This window comes from Streptomyces sp. NPDC026589 (assembly GCF_040638385.1).
Lineage (GTDB): Bacteria > Actinomycetota > Actinomycetes > Streptomycetales > Streptomycetaceae > Streptomyces.
On sequence record NZ_JBEZYG010000053.1, the window covers coordinates 1 to 17522 of the forward strand.

Below are 17522 nucleotides of genomic sequence, written 5' to 3' on the forward strand. Positions count from 1 at the left end.
ATCGCGCCGCATCGAACCAGTGTGTCGGACCAGCTCGCCATGGTCACCCCAATTTGGGGAGCGTCAGAGTAGGGGCGGAGGTTAAAGAACAAGCTGAAGGAACGTCCGGAGAGAACTCCGAAGCCACAGGGCCTGCGGTGCGGTAGACGCTCCGGCCGCCCGCCAGTCCCTCGTCAGCACGACGGTTGACGCCGCGCTCAGAGCAAGGTGCGCTCGAAAGGGCCTGCGCGCAACCTGCAGCCCGCATCCGCTCCGAAGCCAGGTACGCCCGTGCCAAGCGTGGGTGGCGGGCCGGAGCCCGTGGTCGCCCCGTAGTCGATGAGCACCCGGCAGCGTCCGGTGCCCGCGTGGCGGACCACGTTGGTCAGCGCCTCCTGAACGATACGGAAGGCGGACAGGTCGATGTCGGTCGGCAGGGGGCGCTCTTCCCCGCTGCGGCGCACATCCACATGGACACCCGTGTCGGCCGTGGCCGCCGCCAGCCGGTCGATGTCTGCCAGACCTGGCGAGGGTGCGAGGGCTGCCTGCCCTCCCGAGGCCGCCGCACCCGGGTCTGCCTGACGGAGTGCCACCAAGGTGCGCCGAAGGCCCGACAGGGTCTCCCTGCTGGTGGCCTCGATGGCCCGCAGTGCCTCACCGGCCTCCGTGGTCCGGGTCCGGATGACTTGGCTCGCCGCCCCTGCCTGGATGGCGATGATGCCGATGCTGTGCGCGACCATGTCGTGCAACTCCCGGGCGATCCGCAGCCGTTCGGCGATCACGGCCTCGGCCACCTCCTGTGAACGCAGTGCCACCGCGTGCTCGCGGCGCTCACGGCTCAGCAGTCCGACGGTGCAGGCCGCTGCCATCGCCAGGAGGGCGATCACGACGTTGACGATCAGATTGTCCCCGTGCGCGTAGCCGCCGATGATCAGGAGCTGGACGATGAGGGATCCGGCCACGGCGACGATCGAGGCTCGCCGCGCGCAGGTGGCGACGATGAAGCCCAGGACGAGGTCCACGGCCAGATACGACAGGAACTGGCCCTGGGGCGAAGCCGACAGGCTCGCACGGGCGGAGCTCGGGGCGCCCACCACCACGGCGGTGGATCCGAAGAGCGCAATGGATAGCGCCAGGAGCGGCATGCGTCGCAGCACACCGACGAGCAGACTCGCGGCAAGCAGTGCCCCGATACCGTGGACGGTGCCCGAAGCCCGCGGCGCGCCTCCGATGAGGAGCCCCACCGCGAGGAGATATAGGGCGCCTCCCACCCAGGCCATGGTCTTCGTTCTCGTCATCGCTGGTGTGGCCTCTCAAGAGGGAGACCGCGCTGCGCGACGCGCGAGGGCAACGGGGTGGTCGGTATGGCGTCCATCCCGCGAGAGTATCCAGCTGCCGCCCCTGGGGGATCGGCCCGCGGACGTACGCCCACGGGCGAACCCGGCCGCGCGATTGCCGCCCACGGCCCCATGACCGGACGGGGCCCTCCCGGCAGGGTTGTCCCTGTGATTGAAGTTAACGAACTCACCAAGCGCTACGGCGACAAGACCGCCGTCGACCAGCTGTCCTTCATGGTGCGACCGGGCCAGGTCACCGGATTCCTCGGCCCCAACGGAGCCGGCAAGACCACCACCCTGCGGGTGATCCTCGGACTGGACGCGCCCACCGGCGGCGGTGCCACAGTCAGCGGTGTCCCCTTCCGCAGCCACCCGCGCGGGCTGCGGCACGTCGGCGCCCTCCTCGACGCAGGCCAGGTCCACGGCGGACGCACCGCCGCGGCCCACCTGTCCGCCCTGGCCCACTGCAACGGGATCTCCCCACGCCGGGTGGAAGAGGTGCTGCACGAGGTGGGCTTGGCCGAGGCCGCGCCCCGCCGCATCGGCGGCTTCTCGCTCGGCATGAAGCAGCGGCTCGGGATCGCCACCGCGCTGCTCGGCGACCCGCCGGTGCTGATGTTCGACGAGCCGGTCAACGGCATGGACCCGGAAGGCGTGCTCTGGATGCGCCGCCTCTTCCGGCGCCTGGCGGCCGAGGGCCGTACAGTCTTCCTCTCCAGCCACCTGATGTCGGAGATGGAGAACACCGCCGACCAGCTCGTCGTCATCGGCCGGGGCCGGCTCATCGCCGCCGAGTCGGTACGGGACTTCGCTGCACGCAGCACCCGCCTCGGCGTCGTGGTGGGCACGCGGCAGACCGCCGAGCTGACGGCGGTGCTGACCGCCGCGGGGGCGTCGGTCGAGCCGGAGGGGTCGGCGGACGCCGAGAAGCTTGCCGTGACCGGGCTGCCGGCGGACCTGATCGCAGCGCTCGCCTTCGAGAACCGGATCCTGCTCAACGAGCTGACCACCCGAACCGCCTCACTGGAGGAGGCCTTCATGGAACTCACCGCCGGCAGCGTCGAATACCAGGCAGGACAACCTTGATGACCACACTCTCCTCGGCCACCCCGACCATCTCGGCCGTGACTGTCGCCGAGCCGGCCGTCCGATTCCGCAACCTGCTCGTCTCCGAATGGATCAAGATAAGGTCCCTGCGCTCCACCCCGTGGACCCTCGCACTCACCACCCTTTTTGTCATCGGGTCCGCCGCTGTAGCGGCACTGACGGAGATCAACAGACTCCGGACGATGAGCCCGGCAGCAAGGGCCGATCAGGGATTCCTCGTATTCGACGCGTTCCCCGCGGCCGGCTACATGACGCTGATGCTCGTCGCCGGCAGCGTCGGCGCCCTCACCGTCGTGAGCGAGTACAGCAGCGGCCTGATACGCACCACCACCGTGGCCGTCCCCGCGCGTGGTGCAGTGGTGCTGGCCAAGGCGGTCGTCACCGCCGCGCTCTGGACCGCGGTCGGTACGGTCATCTCCACCGGTTGCTTCCTGGTCTCCCAAGCCATCCTGAACGGACAACAGGCCGGGGTTCCGCTCACCCATCCAGGTGTGCTCCGGGCGTTGGTGGCATCCTCCCTGCTGGCCCCAGTCTGCGCACTGATCGGCCTCGGCTTCGGCGCTCTGATCAGGCACAGCGCCACCACCATGGTCACCAGCGCCTTCACCCTGGTGATGCTGCCGCCGATCTTCTCGCAGAGCGCACGCTGGTCCGCCGCGGTGAGCCACGCGATGCCGGTCACGGCATGGAAGCGCCTGGTCCAGAACTGGGCGCCGGACCCCAACTCGCTCGCCTACAGCGCCACCGTCCCCGGCTCGTGGGCCGTGTACGCGCTCTGGCCGCTGATCGCGGTCGTCCTCGCGGTGCTCGTCGTGCGGCACCGCGACGTGTGAACGTGCCTCCGAGACGCGTGGATCACGCTCCGGAGGCACAGGGCAAGGCGCTCGAAGCTTTCGCAGCCTCGATGACCGTCTCTCACAAACGACCCTTTGCCCGAGCAAGATCAAATAGAGTCGGGCGAAGACCGTCAAGAAGCAGATTGACTCTCAGAACCCGTTCGCACTCAAAGTGACAGGAGTGGGGTTCTGCGACTTGCGTTGTGCGAAAATTCGGATCCATGACGGCCCCTCAAAAACCTTCCGCCGGACCTGAGCCCGAAGCCGATCTCGTCGAGCGCCATCCGTGCCCGAAGTGCAAGGCCGCCCCCGGCTCGCCGTGCCGCTCGCGCAGCGGGGCGGTCACGAGCGCGTACCACACCGGCCGCTTCACCAAAGTGCCGAAGCTGGCCAAGGAGCTGCGGGTCCCGACCCCGGCCAACCGAGGGCCGGGGCAGCCCTGGCGGCCCGGCAAGTCGGTGCCCGCGGCCATCGACCCCAGTCTGCCGAGCGCGGACATCCGCATCGGCTATGCCCGATGCTCGCACCTCAGCCAGGAGCTCGACTCGCAGCTGGACGCGCTCGCTAAGCACGGCATCGGCAGGGACAAGATCTTCAGCGAGAAGATCAGCACCCGGATCAAGGTCCGCCCGCAGTTCGAGGAGGCACTGAAGACCGCCCGGGAGATCAAGGCGCACGCCCCGCACTGCCGGGTCATCTTCACCGTGTTCGAGATGAAAAGGCTGGGGCGTGACGCGGCAGAGCTCACCGCCCTCGCGGACCATCTGACCGAGCACGGCCTGGTGCTGGAGATGCTCGCCGGGCCGCTGCCCGGCATCTACGACCCCACCGGCCCCGGCAAGCTCCTGTTCGGCTTCTTCGCCGCGATGGCGGAGACGGAGCGGGAGAACATCCGGGAGTCGACGCTGGAGGGTCTGGAGACCGCGGCCCGCAAAGGCAAGTACGGCGGCCGGCCCCCGGTCATCACCGACGACATGCTGCACACCGTGCTGCGGCGCAAGGCGCTCGGCGAATCCGTCGAGCAGATCCAGCCCGCCCTGATCATCCCCACCGGCAAGCGCAAGGGACAGAATCCGTCCGTCGCCAGCATCTACCGGGCTCTCGCCGAGCACGAGAAGACCCAGGCGTACCCGGAGGCCGTTGAGACAGCACACGCCAACTTCGCCGCCCTTCAGCAGTGCGACCGCAGCCCCGTGTAGTCACTCACCGCTACACGCCACCTGGCCGTAGCTATACGAGAACAGGGCCGAGAACGACAGCATCATCAACGGGGCGCTGGAGTCCAGGCCCGGCGGCGGCACCGCGATCGTCATCCCGGCCGGCACCACAACCCCCAACCGGCGCCGTCATCTCGTGTGCCGGGGCCTGGCCCGCTGCCTGTACCGGGAGCCCGGCCACCGCACCGGCCGCATCGACTACTCCACCACCACCGAGCAGGAAATCGAGTACACAGCCCTCTTCCTCGGACGCCACGTCGACCAGGCCCGGCAGGAAGACCGGCCTCACAGCGGTGCGGCGGCCTGACTCATCGACTCCGGCCAGGCCCGTGCCGTGCTGCGGGCCGTCAACTCCGGTCTGGCGCGTGGGTGACCCGGACGGCCCGGACGCCGTTGAGCTGGACGTGACCACGACGCAGCGGCGCACGCCCGTCATCGGTGTGCAGCGCGCCAGCAGCGAAACAGTTCCGCGTCCCGGGCTGGAGCCGATCTTCACCGAGCTCTCCGGACGGTGGGAGAACGACGGCAGGGCCGTGCCCGGCCGGGCGGATGCGGAATGGGCGGTCCTCGCCCGCCGCTCCGCCTGACCCGCCCGCTGACCGTGTGGTGCGGGCACGGCCCCCCCCCGGGCCCCGCACGCGCCCTCAAGGAGTGCGGGGCGCATCTCGGCACCGCGCTCCTGGGCTGCCGGACCGTCACCGTGGTTGGGCCCCGGTCCGGCAGCCCCACCGGTCCGTCACCCGGCCCGGTCTTGCGGAACACCTGCCCGGCGGCGCCCCCGGGACGGTCTGAGCGGCGACGGCCCGGGCGGCGATCCGCGTCAATGCCAGCAGGTCAGACGAAGGTGATCGTCCCCACGCTGTAGAGGCCGGGGACCGTGCCCAGGCCCAGGGTGCAGGTCAGGACGTCGGTGGCGGGCCGGTCTGATTGCTGATCACGGTGTCGCCGGCGAACAGCCCGCCGGTGACGGTTCCGGTGAGGACGGAGGTGTAGAGGGCTCCGGCGATGGTGGTGGTGTAGTGCGGGGACAGGGTGCTGGTCTGCCCGGTGTTCCAGGTGATGGTGGAGGCCGAGGACCCCGACCCGCCAAGGGTCAGGCAGCTGCGGCCCGGGACGTGGAAAGTGCCGCTGAAGGTGTGGAAGTAGTGCTGGGAACGCTGGTGGAGGTGCACGGGCCGAACCGGTTGTTCGTGGTGACGGGGACGTCCTGGGGCGTGGTGGTCAGCGGGGGGCTGAACGTGACGGACGAGCTGGTGGGCGGCAGGCAGACCAGGTCACCGGCGTGGGCGTGGGCCGGTGCGGCGACGACCAGTCCGGTGCAGAGGGCGGCCAGGGGATCAGCGCGGCGAGAACGGTATGGAGACGGGGACCTCCTGAGATTCCGGTCCTTGTGGGTCAGAGGTTCGCGTCGAGGAATTCCTCCAGCTGTCCCTTGGACAGCGCCCCGACCTTGGTCGCTACGACCTGGTTGTTCTTGAACACCAGGAGCGTGGGGAGGCCCCTGACGTCGTACTTCGGGGCCGTGGCGGGGTTCTGGTCGATGTTGAGCTTGGCGATGGTGAGCCTTCCGGCGTACGCCGCAGCGGCGTCGTCGAGAAGGGGCGCGATCATTTTGCTCGGTCCGTTCCACTCCGCCCAGAAGTCCACCAGGACCGGGCCGGGGGCTTTCAGGACATCGGTGGCGAACGAGCCGTCGGTGACCTCAATGACCGTGTCGGACACGCACTCTCCACTCCGTGAAGGGCAGGAACACCCGCGCGCGGCCGGTGGGTGCCCCGCCGTAAGGGTCTGACGGGCTTCATTCCCCAGGGACGCACGGGCTATGTACCGCGCCGGTCCCCGCCCGCCCGCGCCTCCACACTCCACCTGGGGTGAGAACCACCCTCGTGAGGGCAGCAGGCCTTGTACCGGCTTCTTCCGCCCGTCGAGCGGATCGCGCTTCAACGGCCTGTTCAGGGGCCTGGTTCAGGTTCTCGCTGAGAGCCGGAATCACGGGCCCTGGTAGTCGCCCGCTCGAGATGCTGCCGGCGGTTCGCGGCGAAGGCCGCTGGATCGGGACGGGGAGGTGTGGAGCCGCCCCCGGCCCGAGGGTTCGGCAAGCCCGTACGGGAGATGCCGGAACGCACCCAAACCCACCGCATCGTGTGAGGGGCAGCCGCACGACAGCCGGGCCGGGCGCCCGCCGCGGCGGGGTCACCAACGACACGCACATGCGCAACCGGCAAGGGCCCTACCCGTCAGCGCCGCTGAGGTAAAGACCCCCGCCACGATGGCGGAGGCGCGGGCGGTGCAGATCGTCATTGCCGTCGCCGTGGCTGGCCCAGTGAATGAACTTGTACGTCGCGGAGTCTTCCGGCCGAGCGGGTCTTCACTGAACGCGGGTGATGGCCAGCAGGGCCATGTCGTCGTCCCTTGCTCCGTTCGTGTGCCGGCGTACGTCCTTGGTGACCGACGCCAGCAGAGCTTCGGGCGAGCTGAAGATCCTGCCCTCCAGGTGGCGGACGGGGTCGTAGAAGTCACCGGGGGCGTCGCGGCTCTCGGACAGGCCGTCGGTGTAGAGCAGGAGCGTGGAGTCGGGTGGGAGAGGCCACTGGTCCGGCTGGCAGGTGCGGACGTTGAGGTGTCCGAGCCCCAGGGGCAGGGCGAACTCCCTGGGGCTGAGCCTGGTGACGCTGCCTGCCGCGTCGAGGAGGAAGGGTTCGGGATGTCCCCGGTTGAGGATGCGCAGGATGTGCCGGCCGGGTGGGATCTCTCCGAGGACGCACGTGGCGAAGGACTCGGAGCTGTCCGCTGCTCTGCGCCGCTCTGCTCCGCGGATCAGGGCCTTCTCCAGGCGGTCGGCGAGTGTGGGCAGGCAGGGTTCGCTGTCGGCGGCTTCCCAGAAGGCGCCGAGGACGACGGCCACCGTCTCGATCGCGCCGAGTCCCTTCCCCCGTACGTCGCCCACGATCAGCCGGACGCCGTAGGGCGTGTGCAGAGCCGCGTAGAAGTCGCCTCCGACCAGAGTGTCTGTCCTGGCAGCCTCGTAGCGTGCTGCCAGGTGCAGGCCGTCGATCCGGGTGGGCGGGGTCGGGAGGACTGCTCTCTGGGCGGCCTCGGCCACTCCTCGCGCGGTGGCGGCCTGGTTTCGGGCACGCTCCACGACTCCGTGGATCAGGACCGCGAGGACGGTTGCGAAGGCGATGGTGGCCAGCTTCGTCGTGAGGTACTGGGCAGCGGCGTCCTGTGTCACCTTTCCGCCCACGACGTGGAGCAGTACGGCGGCCAGGATGCCGACAGCACCGAAGAACGCCGCTACCCACCGCGCGAAGAGAGGGGCTGCGACAAGGGGGGCCGCGGTAAAGAACGGGGTGCCGGTGATCTCCTGCGGTGTGACCGCCTGCCAGACGATCCCGAGAACCACAAGGAGCGGCGGAAGCGCGCGGGCCAGGATGCGGGTCCTGTCAGCGCTGCTGTCGCCCGTGTATCCGTTGGAGATGTCCCGCATCGATTTGTGGCCACCAATCCTTTGAGGACCCTTTTCCATCAACAGAATGACGGCGACGTGATGAGGTGGCGACCGGAGGCAAGCCTGCTCGTCGGGGGCTACGGTCTCTCCCCGCAGCACGAAGGGCCGGTCGCGCGCTGATCCCTCCCTCCGTCCCACCGGTCGGGCGGGGCACCGGGGGACGGGCATGGATGCGAGCGGACAGCCGTCAGGATGGACCGGGACCCGCGCAGATCGGGTCTCAGTCCAGGTCCGGCAGCCGGTGCGCCTCCAGGGCCTGGATGGCGTGCGATGCGTTGAACGGGAGAATCGTGACCGCGACGTGCGGCAGTTGCTCCAGGGTCCGTGCCATCTTCTCGCCGGTGCCCCGGTGGAGGAGTTTGCCCAGGGCGTTGGCGTACAGCCGCCGGGGCACGAGCACCGTCAGGGACGTCTCACCGTCCTGTGTGGTCCGTGCGGCCAGTTCCCTCATCGCGTGGCGGAGCCGGCGGTCCGGGCAGGCCACCAGCTCCAGCTCGATCGAGGTCGCGGATGTCGACGCCCAGAGCGCTGACAGTCGGCGTGCGTGTGCCTCGTCGATGGCGAAGTGTACGGCCCGGACGGTGTCGGGCCGCAGTTCGTGGGCGTACCGCAGGGCTTTCAGCGTGGCCAGGTCCAGCGTCTCGACCAGGACGAACACCCGGTGGCGGCGGGTGCGCGGCCGGTCCGCGCCCGTGGGCAGCCGTTCCAGCGCGGCGGCCTCACGCCGGTATTCGCGGTTGATCCGGATCAGTGCCCAGACCCCGAGCGGGAAGACGATGACAACCAGCCAGGCACCCTCGGTGAACTTCGTGACAGCGAAGATCAGCACCACGGCGGCGGAGACCACCGCCGCGAGCGCGTTGACCGTGATCTTCAGTCGGCGCCGTGGTTCACGCCTGCGCAGGTGGTAGGCGGTGAGGCCCGCTCCGGCCATGGTGAAGGCGGTGAACACGCCGATCGCGTACAGGGCCACGAGCCTGTCCACACTGGCGCCCGTGACCAGAAGGACGGCGAGGGAGAGAGCGGAGAGGGTGACGATGCCGTTGGAGAAGGCCAGCCGGTGCCCACGCCGGGTGAGCACACGTGGCAAGAACCGGTCCTGCGCGACGAAGCTCGCCAGGAACGGGAACCCGGTAAAGGGGGTGTTGGCACCGGTGTAGAGAACCAGGGCGGTCGCCAGCTGCACGAAAACCAGCCCGATCGTCCCCACCGTCCCGTTCCCGAAGGCGAGCCGCGCTTCCTGTGCGATGACGGTCGGGGTCCCGTCGGTGTACGGGACGGCGTGGGTGAAGTGCGCGAGGGTGGAGACGCCCAGGACCAGGACGGCGAGCACGCAGCTCATGGTGATGAGGGTGCGCCGGGCGTTGCGGCCCTGCGGTTCGCGGAAGGCGGAGATGCCGTTCGAGATCGCTTCGAGCCCGGTGAGCGACGAGCCGCCGTTGGCGAAGGAACGCAGCACGATGAAGAGCGACGCCCCGTAGAGCCAGCCATCGCTCGGTGCTCCGAGGGGCACCACCCCCGGAGCGTTCAGGTCGGCGTGCGGCAGCTCGCCTGTCAGTGCGCGTACCGCCGCGGCGAGGAAGACCAGGCCCATCGCGGCGATGAAGAGGTAGGCGGGCAGCGCGAACATGCGGCCGGCCTCGCGGACTCCGCGCAGATTGCCGTACGCGAGCAGCACGATCACCAGCACGGAGAACGGCAGCTGGAGATGGTCCAGCCCGGTCCAGCTGTTGCCGACCAGATGGGCGAGGGAGATCAGTGCGTTCGTGCCGGCCGATACCTGGACGGCGACGGTGACGACGTAGTCGACGAGCAGCGCCACGGCGGCGACCTGCGCGACGTTCGGCCCGAAGTTCTCCCGGGCCACCACGTAGGAGCCGCCGGCCCGGGTGTAGATCGTGACGACATCGCTGTAGGAGATCGTCAGAAGCAGCAGTACCAGCACGATCGCACCGGTCACCGGCATGACCAGAGTGAAGGCGGCTGCGCCGACCACCGGCACGAGGACCCGGAGCATCTGTTCGGAGCCGTAGGCCGACGAACTGATGCAGTCGGACGCGAGCACACCGAGCGCCGTCCGGTTGCTCAGCTTCTCCTCACCGACACGTTCAGTGGTGAGCGGCCGTCCAAGGAGCCGCTGCTTCACGCGGTACATCGGCCGATCAAGAGTCATGCCACCATCAGAACGGGCGGCTGCCCCAATGCCGGGCAGGCTCCACCGGCATTCACCCCGGCATGCTCGCCGTGCCGGACCTGCCACGTTCCGGCCGGGGCTGCACGCCCACGATCGTCCGCAGTGTTCGGGGAAGCCCCGGCCTGCGGCGGGTCGCGGAGGTCCGCGGACGAACGCTGGTGTGGGTGAATCGCTCGCGATCAGCGATCATGCGAGGGGCGTACGAATGAATGACCGACTGTCCTACGAATTGCCCTGTGATGGCCTGGGACGCAGCATGTAAATCACCTCGGCGGGAGGGGACCGGCCCAGCCGCTCGCGACCCTCGACGACGAAGGACCTGGCCCGGCCAGAACTTCGGGCGTACGGGCTTGCCGTTCACGCCCCCGGGGTTTTCTTCGCGAGCCGATCATTTCCGCTGCCTGCTCTGACTTGTCCGCCTCCTGGGCCATCAGCTGGCCGCAGTCGATGTAGTGGACGCCCTTGGCCCGATCGGCGAAGCCCGGCGCGGGGTGGATACCGAATTTCCGGAAGACCTGGTTGCGTCCGGCCAGCGAGCCTTTTCCAACCTCACGCCGAGGCGTGTTGAAGGACGAGAGCGGCTTGGACGATCGCGGTGATGCGGTTGGTGTTGCAACGGAGCTTTCGTAGGAGGCACCAGCCCTTCAGAGTGGCCATGGCTTGCTCGCCGAGGCAGCGGATCTTGGCGTGTGTGCTGTTGTGGCGGCGCTGCCACCGCTTGAGCCGGTGGTCGCGGAAGGGTACTCGGATGGAGCCATAGGCACCTTGATACGCCTTGCCGGCCCAGCTTTTGGAGCTGGCGTCGGTGAGCTCGTCGACGATGCCGTGGGTGCGGGCGGCGGTCGGATCGTGGGTCGATCCGGGCAGGGCGGGTGAGGCCCACAGCAGCCGGCCGAAGGGATCGGTGAGGACCTGGACGTGCATGCCGTGACGTGAAGCACGCGAAGCTCCTGGTGGCTGCGGGCGATCTTGGTCGAGAACCCGTCTACCAGGAGCTTCGTCGTCCCACCGATCTGTCCAACACACGACCAGTACCGTCAGGCTGGAAAAGGCCCACTGATGCGCTGACGCGACGAATGCACATCCAGTGTTCCCGAGGGGCCGCAAACCTCCACAGGCCCCAGTACTCGTAAGACGTGAGCCATGAAACCTCCGGCTCGAAGCAAATGGCATGCTGGCAGAGCACGTTCAAGGCTGGAGGAGGCCCTTCGGTACCGGGGCGGTACAGGGCGGACTTCGGCCATTTACCCGGCGGCGCCCGTACGACACGTCCCACGGGATACGGATAGCGGAGCGACGGCGGCGGCTTGCAACGTGCGGGACCAAGGAACACCGGACGACGGAGGATCCGACGTGGCTGCGCCGCCTCAGTCCCCTTGGGCCACCACACCGGGCCTGGCCCGGCACCGCGGCTACTGGCGCTGGTCGGCGAGCGCACAGCTGACCAGACTTCCCATCGCCATGGCGCCCCTGGCCTTCACCTCACTCAGCGTCGCCCTGGCCGGGACATACGAGCTGGGCGCCGCCATCGTCGCCACGATCGTGGTGGCCGAAGTGATGTGCGCCGTACCGGTGGGCCGGATGCTGGACCGCTTCGGCCCGGTCCTCGCCCTGCGGGTCCTGCTCGTCCTGCGCGGACTGGCCTATCTGACGGTGCTGTTCGCGCTGTGGCAGGGGGCGCCTTCCGCAGTCTGCCTCGCCCTGGCGGCTCTCGTCGGCTGCCTGGGGGGCGGCCTGCTCGGCGGACTGCGGGCCCTGCTCACGGACATCGTCGGGCCCACGCTGCTGACCCGGGCCGTCGCGGTCAACACCATGATGGTCGACGTGGTCATCGTCGGCGGTCCGCTGCTGGTGGGCCTGCTGGCCACGCTGTCCGCCCTTGGGCCGGTCGTGGCGATGGCAGTCGCCTCCGTACTCGCGGCACCGCTGATGTACTCCGCGGGTACGAGGGAGGCGAAGCCGGCGGTACGGCCGGCCAGCAGCGGCGCCCTCCTGCTGCCGCTGCTCGGCTGGATTGCCTGCGCCTTCGCCGTGGGGCACGTGGCGAGCGGGATCGAGGTGGCCGTGCTCCCGATCGCGCAACGGCTGGCCGGCGGAACCGCCGCCGCCACGTTGATCGTCGGTGTGCTCTGTGTGGCCAGCACCCTGGGCGGGTTCATCTTCCTGCGCCTCGACCGGAAGGGGACGCCACGCACGGTCGCGGCCCTGCTTCTCCTCTACGGTTCGGGGGCCGCCCTCGTGGTGTGTCTGGGCCACGCCTGGCCCGTCGTCATAGCCGGGACCGTACTCGCCGGTGTCTGCCTTGGCCCTCTGATCAACATGAACTCGCTGCTCGCCGAGGCGATCCTGCCCGAGCACCGGCGGTCGGAGGGGTTCGCCCTCATCAGCACGGCGCAGGGTCTGGGCTTCGGTCTCGGCTCCCTGGCTCTGTCCCTGCTTCCGCTGACCCTCACCGGCCTGCTCGCCCTGGCCTCGGCCGCACTGGCCGCGCTCGCCGTCCTGCGGGCGCCGGGATGTAGGGCCCGCTGTGGAGGCGGTGCCCGGACCGGGCTGAGGTCCCGCCGGTCACACCGTGCTCCAGCGGGGGTGGTCCGGGGCCGGGACGAAGGTGAGCACGCGGTGCACACCGACCGATCCGGTCAGTGCCCGGCAGGCCCGGGTGACGGCTTCCAGCCTGACGGCGTGGTCGGGGGCGGAGTCGAGCAGCAGGATGCCCAGGGTGGTACCGCTGTGGGCATTGACCACACCCAGCCCGCCGTAGTGAGCCTTTTCCAACCTCACGCCGAGGCGTGAGGTTGGAAAAGGCTCAGTGGCTTTCGGTGTCCATCAAGGTGCCGTCGCAGTCGACGACGACGGCCTCGGGAGACCAGCCGGTCAAGGCGTTGGTTGTGTCGGTCATGGTGTGCCGCTCCTGAAGGAGGGAGGCGGCCAGGCTCGTGGCGGGGGCGCAGATCTATGGTTCCCCAGACGTGGGGCGGCAGCAGGTATTCGCCGGGAGCGGGGTACTTCGGTGGAGGTGGAACGGGCCGCTGGCCGGGAGCAGGTAGCGCTCGGCCACCGCGCGGTCATGCGGATTGCCGTGACCGGCGGCCGAGGGCCCGGCGTATCCGAGGAGGGGTGTTCCTGCTGTGCACTTTCTGGCTCGCCCACGCCCTGGCCCTGATCCGAAGTGCCACGCGCAGCCTTCGAAAGCGCGCTCTCCTGCGCAAACGAGGTCGGCCTCCTCGCCGAGGAGCTCTCCGACCACCGGGGAGGCGCTGGGCAACTATCCGCAGGTGTTCAGTTCTGTCGGCCTCAGCAATGCGGCACGCGTCGTTGCCGTCAGACTATGCAGGCTGCAGTTGTCCGGACCGGGCTGGCTAGCTGCCTGGGTTACGTGCCTTCCAGTAGGGGTTGTCGTGGGGAAGGTTCCCGCTGACCCGGCCATACATCCCGAAGGTCATCAGCATGACGCCGACGACGAAGGTGAACATGACGTTCTGCAACTGGAAGGCGAGAACGTTGTAGTCGGTCCTGAGCAGGGCGAGGTTCACGAAGCCGCTGAGGACGAATGCGATACCGATGATCATGTTGAGGGTGGACGCGCGGTTCCCGTCGACGATCGCTCCGACCAGGAGCAGGGCGCCGAACACGATGGACAGGGTGCTCAGGGCCCCGTTCGTGTTCAGACCGATGACGGTGTCACCTCCGATGCTGAAGAAGCCGATCCGGTGCATCAGACCAAGGGCGCCGAACGTGATGAGGAATGCTCCGAAGATTCCGGCCCCGGCGCGATAGACGCGGCTGAGACGATGATCCACCGGCAGGTGCTCGTCGAGTCTGACGTGCGTCCGCGGCATGTGCCGTCCTTGTGTGACTGCCATCGTGCGGCCCTCCGGTCTCAGCTCACCGGCATCCGCCCGGCACGAGGGCTCCGGACGCCCCGGTCATCGGCCTGTCACAGATGATTCGAAGCTGCCCCAGCAAAGGATGGGTACCAGAACCCCGGAAACCCGCTTCGCCGGACCAGCCGCTGCCGGACGGGGACCACGAGGACGCGGGTGGCAGTGCCCTTCGCTCCGAAGAGGCGGGAGAAGCATGTTTCTGTAACGATGAGATACGTGACCGTGGTGGCTTCGCAGCCGGACGAAAGGCAATCGGCGAACCGGCTGAGGAGAAGACACCACCATGTGGCCCCTCTGGCCGTCGCACACTCCACCTGACTCTCGTGGGCTACTGCCCACCGCAGAGGAGGAATCATCTCGTGAAGAGCCTTCGTTTGTCGCGCACCGTGATCTCCGGTGCCGCCGCAGTGATTCTGCCGGTCACGCTCGGCGTGATGGCCCCGCAGGCGTTCGCGGACACCGCGAGTGCCCCAGCCGATCCCTACGGGCCGGCCTGCGCATCGGTGCCCAAGGAAGGTTCCGGCAGTCTGACGGGTATGGCGAAGGATCCGGTGGCGACCGCTGCCTCGAACAACCCGGAACTGTCGACCCTGACGGCCGCGGTCAAGAAGGCCGGACTCGTCGACACCCTCAACAACGCGAAGAACATCACCGTGTTCGCTCCGTCCAACGAAGCGTTCGCGAAGATCCCGAAGGCGGATCTCGACAAGCTCCTCGCCGACAAGGCCCAGCTCACCAAGGTGCTGACCTACCACGTCGTCGGCGAGAAGCTGACACAGCAGCAGCTGTACAAGGGCTCGTTCAAGACGCTGGAGGGCGGCACGCTCACCACGGCCGGCTCCGGGGACAGCATCACGGTCAACGGCACCTCAAAGATCGTGTGCGGAAGCGTCCCCACGGCCAACGCCACCGTCAACATCGTCGACACGGTCCTCATGCCCCCGAAGTAGTGGCCCCAGACAGCCACCGCGGGCGGGTCCGGCGCCGGTGAGGCGCTGGGCCCGCCCAGGCACGGTCCGATGGCGCATGCGGGTGGCATCCGGTCCCAGAAGCCCGACGGGTCAGGCAAAAGCAGACGCGGTGGGTTCGAATCATCGGTATGACGACTTCTCCCCGGCTCATGGTCCGTCTGCCGCTCGGAGCGCTGAGCGGGCTGCTCGCGGGATTCACGGCACTCGCGGTCGCCGAACTGGTCTCCGTCACCGTCCGCCCGGAGGCCGGGCCGCTCACAGCGGTCGGCGGGGCGGTGGTCGACCGTACGCCGACACCGGTGAAGGACTGGGCGATCCGCCACTTCGGCGAGGACGACAAACTGGTCCTCCAACTGGGGATTCTCGCCGCGCTGGCCGCGCTGGCCATCGTGCTGGGCGTGGTGGCACTCCGGTTCCGGCGGGCCGGCGCCGCAGGGGTCCTGATCTTCGGGGTGATCGGCGCGGCCGCCGCGCTGACCCGGCCGGACTCATCGGGGTTCACCGACGCGCTCCCCTCGGTGGTCGGCGCCGTGGTGGCAGCGACGCTGCTCTACTACCTCATCGGGCGCCTCACCCAGCCCCCTCGCGCCGGCAGGACCACGGCGGACCCCGATCGCGGAGCGGGCTGGGACCGCCGCGGGTTCGTCATCGGCGCCTCGGCGGCGGCGGTCACCTCCCTCGGCGTGGGAGCGCTCGGCCGCTATCTCACCGGCAACGCCTCGCAAGCGGCGGTCGAGTCGCGGAACGCGGTGCGGCTGCCCGCACCGGCTTCGCCCGCGCCTCCGCTGCCGCCCGGCACTCAGCTCAAGGTCCCGGGTATCAGTCGCTTCACCACGTCGAACAAGGCGTTCTACCGCGTCGACACGGCGCTGGTCGTGCCGAAGGTGGACGCCGACACCTGGCGGCTGCGCATCCACGGCAAGGGTGTCACCCGCCCGGTCACCCTCACCTTCGAGGACCTGCTGCGGCGTGAACTGATCGAGCGGGACATCACCTTGACCTGCGTATCCAACGAGGTCGGCGGGCCGTACGTCGGCAACGCACGGTGGCTGGGCGCACGGCTGGCCGACGTGCTGGCCGAAGCCGGTGTCAGACCTCCGTCGAAGGGTGGTCCCGCCGATCAGCTGGTCGCTCGCTCCGTCGACGGTATGACGCTGGGCTCCCCGGTGGAGGCCGCCATGGACGGGCGGGACGCGATGCTGGCGGTCGGGATGAACGGGCAGCCGCTGCCCTTCACGCACGGCTTCCCCGTCCGCATGCTCATTCCGGGGCTGTACGGGTACGTCTCGGCCTGCAAGTGGATCGAGGACATCGAGCTCACGACGTTCGACGACTACGACCCGTACTGGGTGAAGCGCTCGTGGGCCCGCCGGGCGCCGATCAAGACGCAGTCCCGGATCGATGTTCCCAGGCCACTGTCCCGGTCCAAGGCCGGGACGGTGATGGTCGCCGGCGTGGCATGGGCCCAGCACCGCGGTATCGACCGTGTGCAGGTCCGGGTCGACGACGGCCCCTGGCGGGACGCCGACCTCGCGACGGAGGCGAACATCGACACCTGGCGTCAGTGGTCCTTCCCGTGGGAGGCGACGTCCGGCAGTCACACCCTGACCGTCCGCGCCACCGAACGCGGCGGCGAGGTGCAGACGGAGAAGCGGACGGGCACAGTCCCCGACGGCGCCAGCGGCTGGCCGTCCGTCGTCGTCACCATCGACTGAGGGAGGATGTACGTGGGTCGACGGCGCAACCGATCGGGCGTGCCGTCCCCAGGCTTGGGGTGTGCCGTCGGCCTGCTGTCGACGGAACCCAGGACGGCGCCGGCTAGATCCGGTGCCGCCGCATCTGCCGCCGTCAACAACGGGTGAGGAGGCGTCAAGGCAGCTGTAAAACGCGGTCGAGTCGAGGCCCCGTACGCGAAAGCCGAACACACGATCTCGTTGTCCCCGATGCGCTGAGCCGGCCGGTTCGTGCGCGGGTGGTCTGGAGGCCGGGTTCCTCGTGGAGCGCTGCCGCAGGGCACCCCAGGAGTGGCGACCGCGGCAGCTGTTCCTCACAGGCCGTCACCGCGAGGAACGGTGTACGGCATCCATGTCGATGGTGCCGCACTGCGCGGCGCTCCTTCCAGGACAACCGCGCAAGGTCATTTGCCACAGGACGGGCGGTGGATTGGTCCGCGAGACGATTTCGCATCGGTTGGCCTACCCTCCTGCTCGTGTGCGAGGCCCGGCCTCAAGGATTCGCCGCGGCCTGCGATCGGTTGCCTCGGGCGGCTTCGACGAGGACCGGTTGGGCCTGGACCACGTGACATCCATGGCTGGGGCTTGCCAGTCGCCGGAGGGTGTCCCTCAGCTGAGAGTGATGCGGCGGAATCTCCTGAGCGCGAGCAGCATGGACGCGCCCGTGATCAGGCAGGCGCAGACCACGGCGTAGGGGAGTGCGTGCACGACCGGCCAGGTGTCGCTCGTCGGAACGCCGGCCGGCGGCGGGTTGCC

The 17522-nt window shown here is 69.1% G+C and carries 14 protein-coding genes and 3 pseudogenes; 8 read left to right on the top strand and 9 right to left on the bottom strand.

Translation table 11 applies throughout. The features are described 5' to 3' along the window. Positions 1-197: 197 nt before the first annotated feature. Entirely contained in the window at positions 198-1250 is a 1053-nt protein-coding gene (locus tag AB0F29_RS40990) for a histidine kinase (protein ID WP_361883967.1), read from the bottom strand. A gap of 234 nt (positions 1251-1484) precedes the next feature. Between AB0F29_RS40990 and AB0F29_RS40995 the strand changes: the two genes are divergently transcribed. From AB0F29_RS40995 to AB0F29_RS41015, 5 genes are all read left to right on the top strand, one after another. Beyond that, entirely contained in the window at positions 1485-2402 is a 918-nt protein-coding gene (locus tag AB0F29_RS40995) for an ATP-binding cassette domain-containing protein (RefSeq protein ID WP_361883970.1), read from the top strand. Next, positions 2402-3256: an ABC transporter permease gene (locus AB0F29_RS41000; RefSeq protein WP_361883973.1), complete on the top strand. Its 855-nt coding sequence runs from the start codon at positions 2402-2404 to the stop codon at positions 3254-3256. Before AB0F29_RS40995 ends, AB0F29_RS41000 begins: the two co-directional genes overlap by 1 nt. A gap of 224 nt (positions 3257-3480) precedes the next feature. Then, positions 3481-4458: a recombinase family protein gene (locus AB0F29_RS41005; RefSeq protein ID WP_361883976.1), complete on the top strand. Its 978-nt coding sequence runs from the start codon at positions 3481-3483 to the stop codon at positions 4456-4458. A gap of 154 nt (positions 4459-4612) precedes the next feature. Then, positions 4613-4783, top strand: coding sequence for a hypothetical protein (locus AB0F29_RS41010; RefSeq protein WP_361883979.1), 171 nt, complete (start codon positions 4613-4615; stop codon positions 4781-4783). Positions 4784-4841: 58 nt separating this feature from the next. After that, positions 4842-5063: a hypothetical protein gene (locus tag AB0F29_RS41015; RefSeq protein ID WP_361883982.1), complete on the top strand. Its 222-nt coding sequence runs from the start codon at positions 4842-4844 to the stop codon at positions 5061-5063. Positions 5064-5375: 312 nt separating this feature from the next. Here AB0F29_RS41015 and AB0F29_RS41020 read toward each other — a convergent pair whose 3' ends face one another. From AB0F29_RS41020 to AB0F29_RS41045, 6 genes and pseudogenes are all read right to left on the bottom strand, one after another. Next, on the bottom strand, positions 5376-5648 hold the full coding sequence (locus AB0F29_RS41020) for a hypothetical protein (protein WP_361883985.1): 273 nt from the start codon (positions 5646-5648) through the stop codon (positions 5376-5378). 223 nt (positions 5649-5871) lie between these two features. Next, complete coding sequence (gene trxA, locus AB0F29_RS41025) at positions 5872-6198, bottom strand: thioredoxin TrxA (RefSeq protein ID WP_361883988.1); 327 nt, start codon at positions 6196-6198, stop codon at positions 5872-5874. A 646-nt stretch (positions 6199-6844) separates the two neighbouring features. Beyond that, the gene (locus AB0F29_RS41030; protein WP_361883990.1) at positions 6845-7963 is read right to left on the bottom strand and encodes a PP2C family protein-serine/threonine phosphatase; all 1119 of its coding nucleotides are present in this window, start codon (positions 7961-7963) and stop codon (positions 6845-6847) included. A gap of 241 nt (positions 7964-8204) precedes the next feature. Beyond that, entirely contained in the window at positions 8205-10157 is a 1953-nt protein-coding gene (locus tag AB0F29_RS41035) for an APC family permease (protein ID WP_361883993.1), read from the bottom strand. Between the two features lie 410 nt (positions 10158-10567). After that, positions 10568-10711: pseudogene (locus tag AB0F29_RS41040) on the bottom strand (HAD family phosphatase); the annotation flags it as partial. 16 nt (positions 10712-10727) lie between these two features. Further along, positions 10728-11111: pseudogene (locus tag AB0F29_RS41045) on the bottom strand (transposase family protein); the annotation flags it as partial. Between the two features lie 420 nt (positions 11112-11531). On the opposite strand from AB0F29_RS41045, the gene AB0F29_RS41050 reads away from it, so the two are divergent. After that, positions 11532-12971, top strand: a complete 1440-nt coding sequence (locus AB0F29_RS41050; protein WP_361883996.1) for an MFS transporter — start codon at positions 11532-11534, stop codon at positions 12969-12971. A gap of 16 nt (positions 12972-12987) precedes the next feature. On the opposite strand, the pseudogene AB0F29_RS41055 reads toward AB0F29_RS41050, so the two are convergent. Together AB0F29_RS41055 and AB0F29_RS41060 are read right to left on the bottom strand one after the other, a co-directional pair. Further along, a pseudogene (locus AB0F29_RS41055) lies at positions 12988-13077 on the bottom strand (HAD family phosphatase); the annotation flags it as partial. 460 nt (positions 13078-13537) lie between these two features. Then, the gene (locus tag AB0F29_RS41060; protein ID WP_361883999.1) at positions 13538-14041 is read right to left on the bottom strand and encodes a DUF4383 domain-containing protein; all 504 of its coding nucleotides are present in this window, start codon (positions 14039-14041) and stop codon (positions 13538-13540) included. A gap of 380 nt (positions 14042-14421) precedes the next feature. On the opposite strand from AB0F29_RS41060, the gene AB0F29_RS41065 reads away from it, so the two are divergent. Both AB0F29_RS41065 and AB0F29_RS41070 read left to right on the top strand, forming a co-directional pair. After that, complete coding sequence (locus AB0F29_RS41065) at positions 14422-15012, top strand: fasciclin domain-containing protein (RefSeq protein ID WP_097968109.1); 591 nt, start codon at positions 14422-14424, stop codon at positions 15010-15012. Positions 15013-15161: 149 nt separating this feature from the next. Then, the gene (locus tag AB0F29_RS41070; protein WP_361884002.1) at positions 15162-16748 is read left to right on the top strand and encodes a molybdopterin-dependent oxidoreductase; all 1587 of its coding nucleotides are present in this window, start codon (positions 15162-15164) and stop codon (positions 16746-16748) included. The last annotated feature ends 774 nt before the right edge of the window (positions 16749-17522 follow it).

Bases quoted from the DNA above. Each gene is read 5' to 3' on its own strand.
- AB0F29_RS41005 (WP_361883976.1), top strand. From the start codon at position 3,481: ATGACGGCCCCTCAAAAACCTTCCGCCGGACCTGAGCCCGAAGCCGAT.
- AB0F29_RS41030 (WP_361883990.1), bottom strand. From the start codon at position 7,963: ATGCGGGACATCTCCAACGGATACACGGGCGACAGCAGCGCTGACAGG.
- AB0F29_RS41000 (WP_361883973.1), top strand. From the start codon at position 2,402: ATGACCACACTCTCCTCGGCCACCCCGACCATCTCGGCCGTGACTGTC.
- AB0F29_RS41035 (WP_361883993.1), bottom strand. From the start codon at position 10,157: ATGACTCTTGATCGGCCGATGTACCGCGTGAAGCAGCGGCTCCTTGGA.
- AB0F29_RS41060 (WP_361883999.1), bottom strand. From the start codon at position 14,041: ATGGCAGTCACACAAGGACGGCACATGCCGCGGACGCACGTCAGACTC.
- AB0F29_RS41070 (WP_361884002.1), top strand. From the start codon at position 15,162: ATGACGACTTCTCCCCGGCTCATGGTCCGTCTGCCGCTCGGAGCGCTG.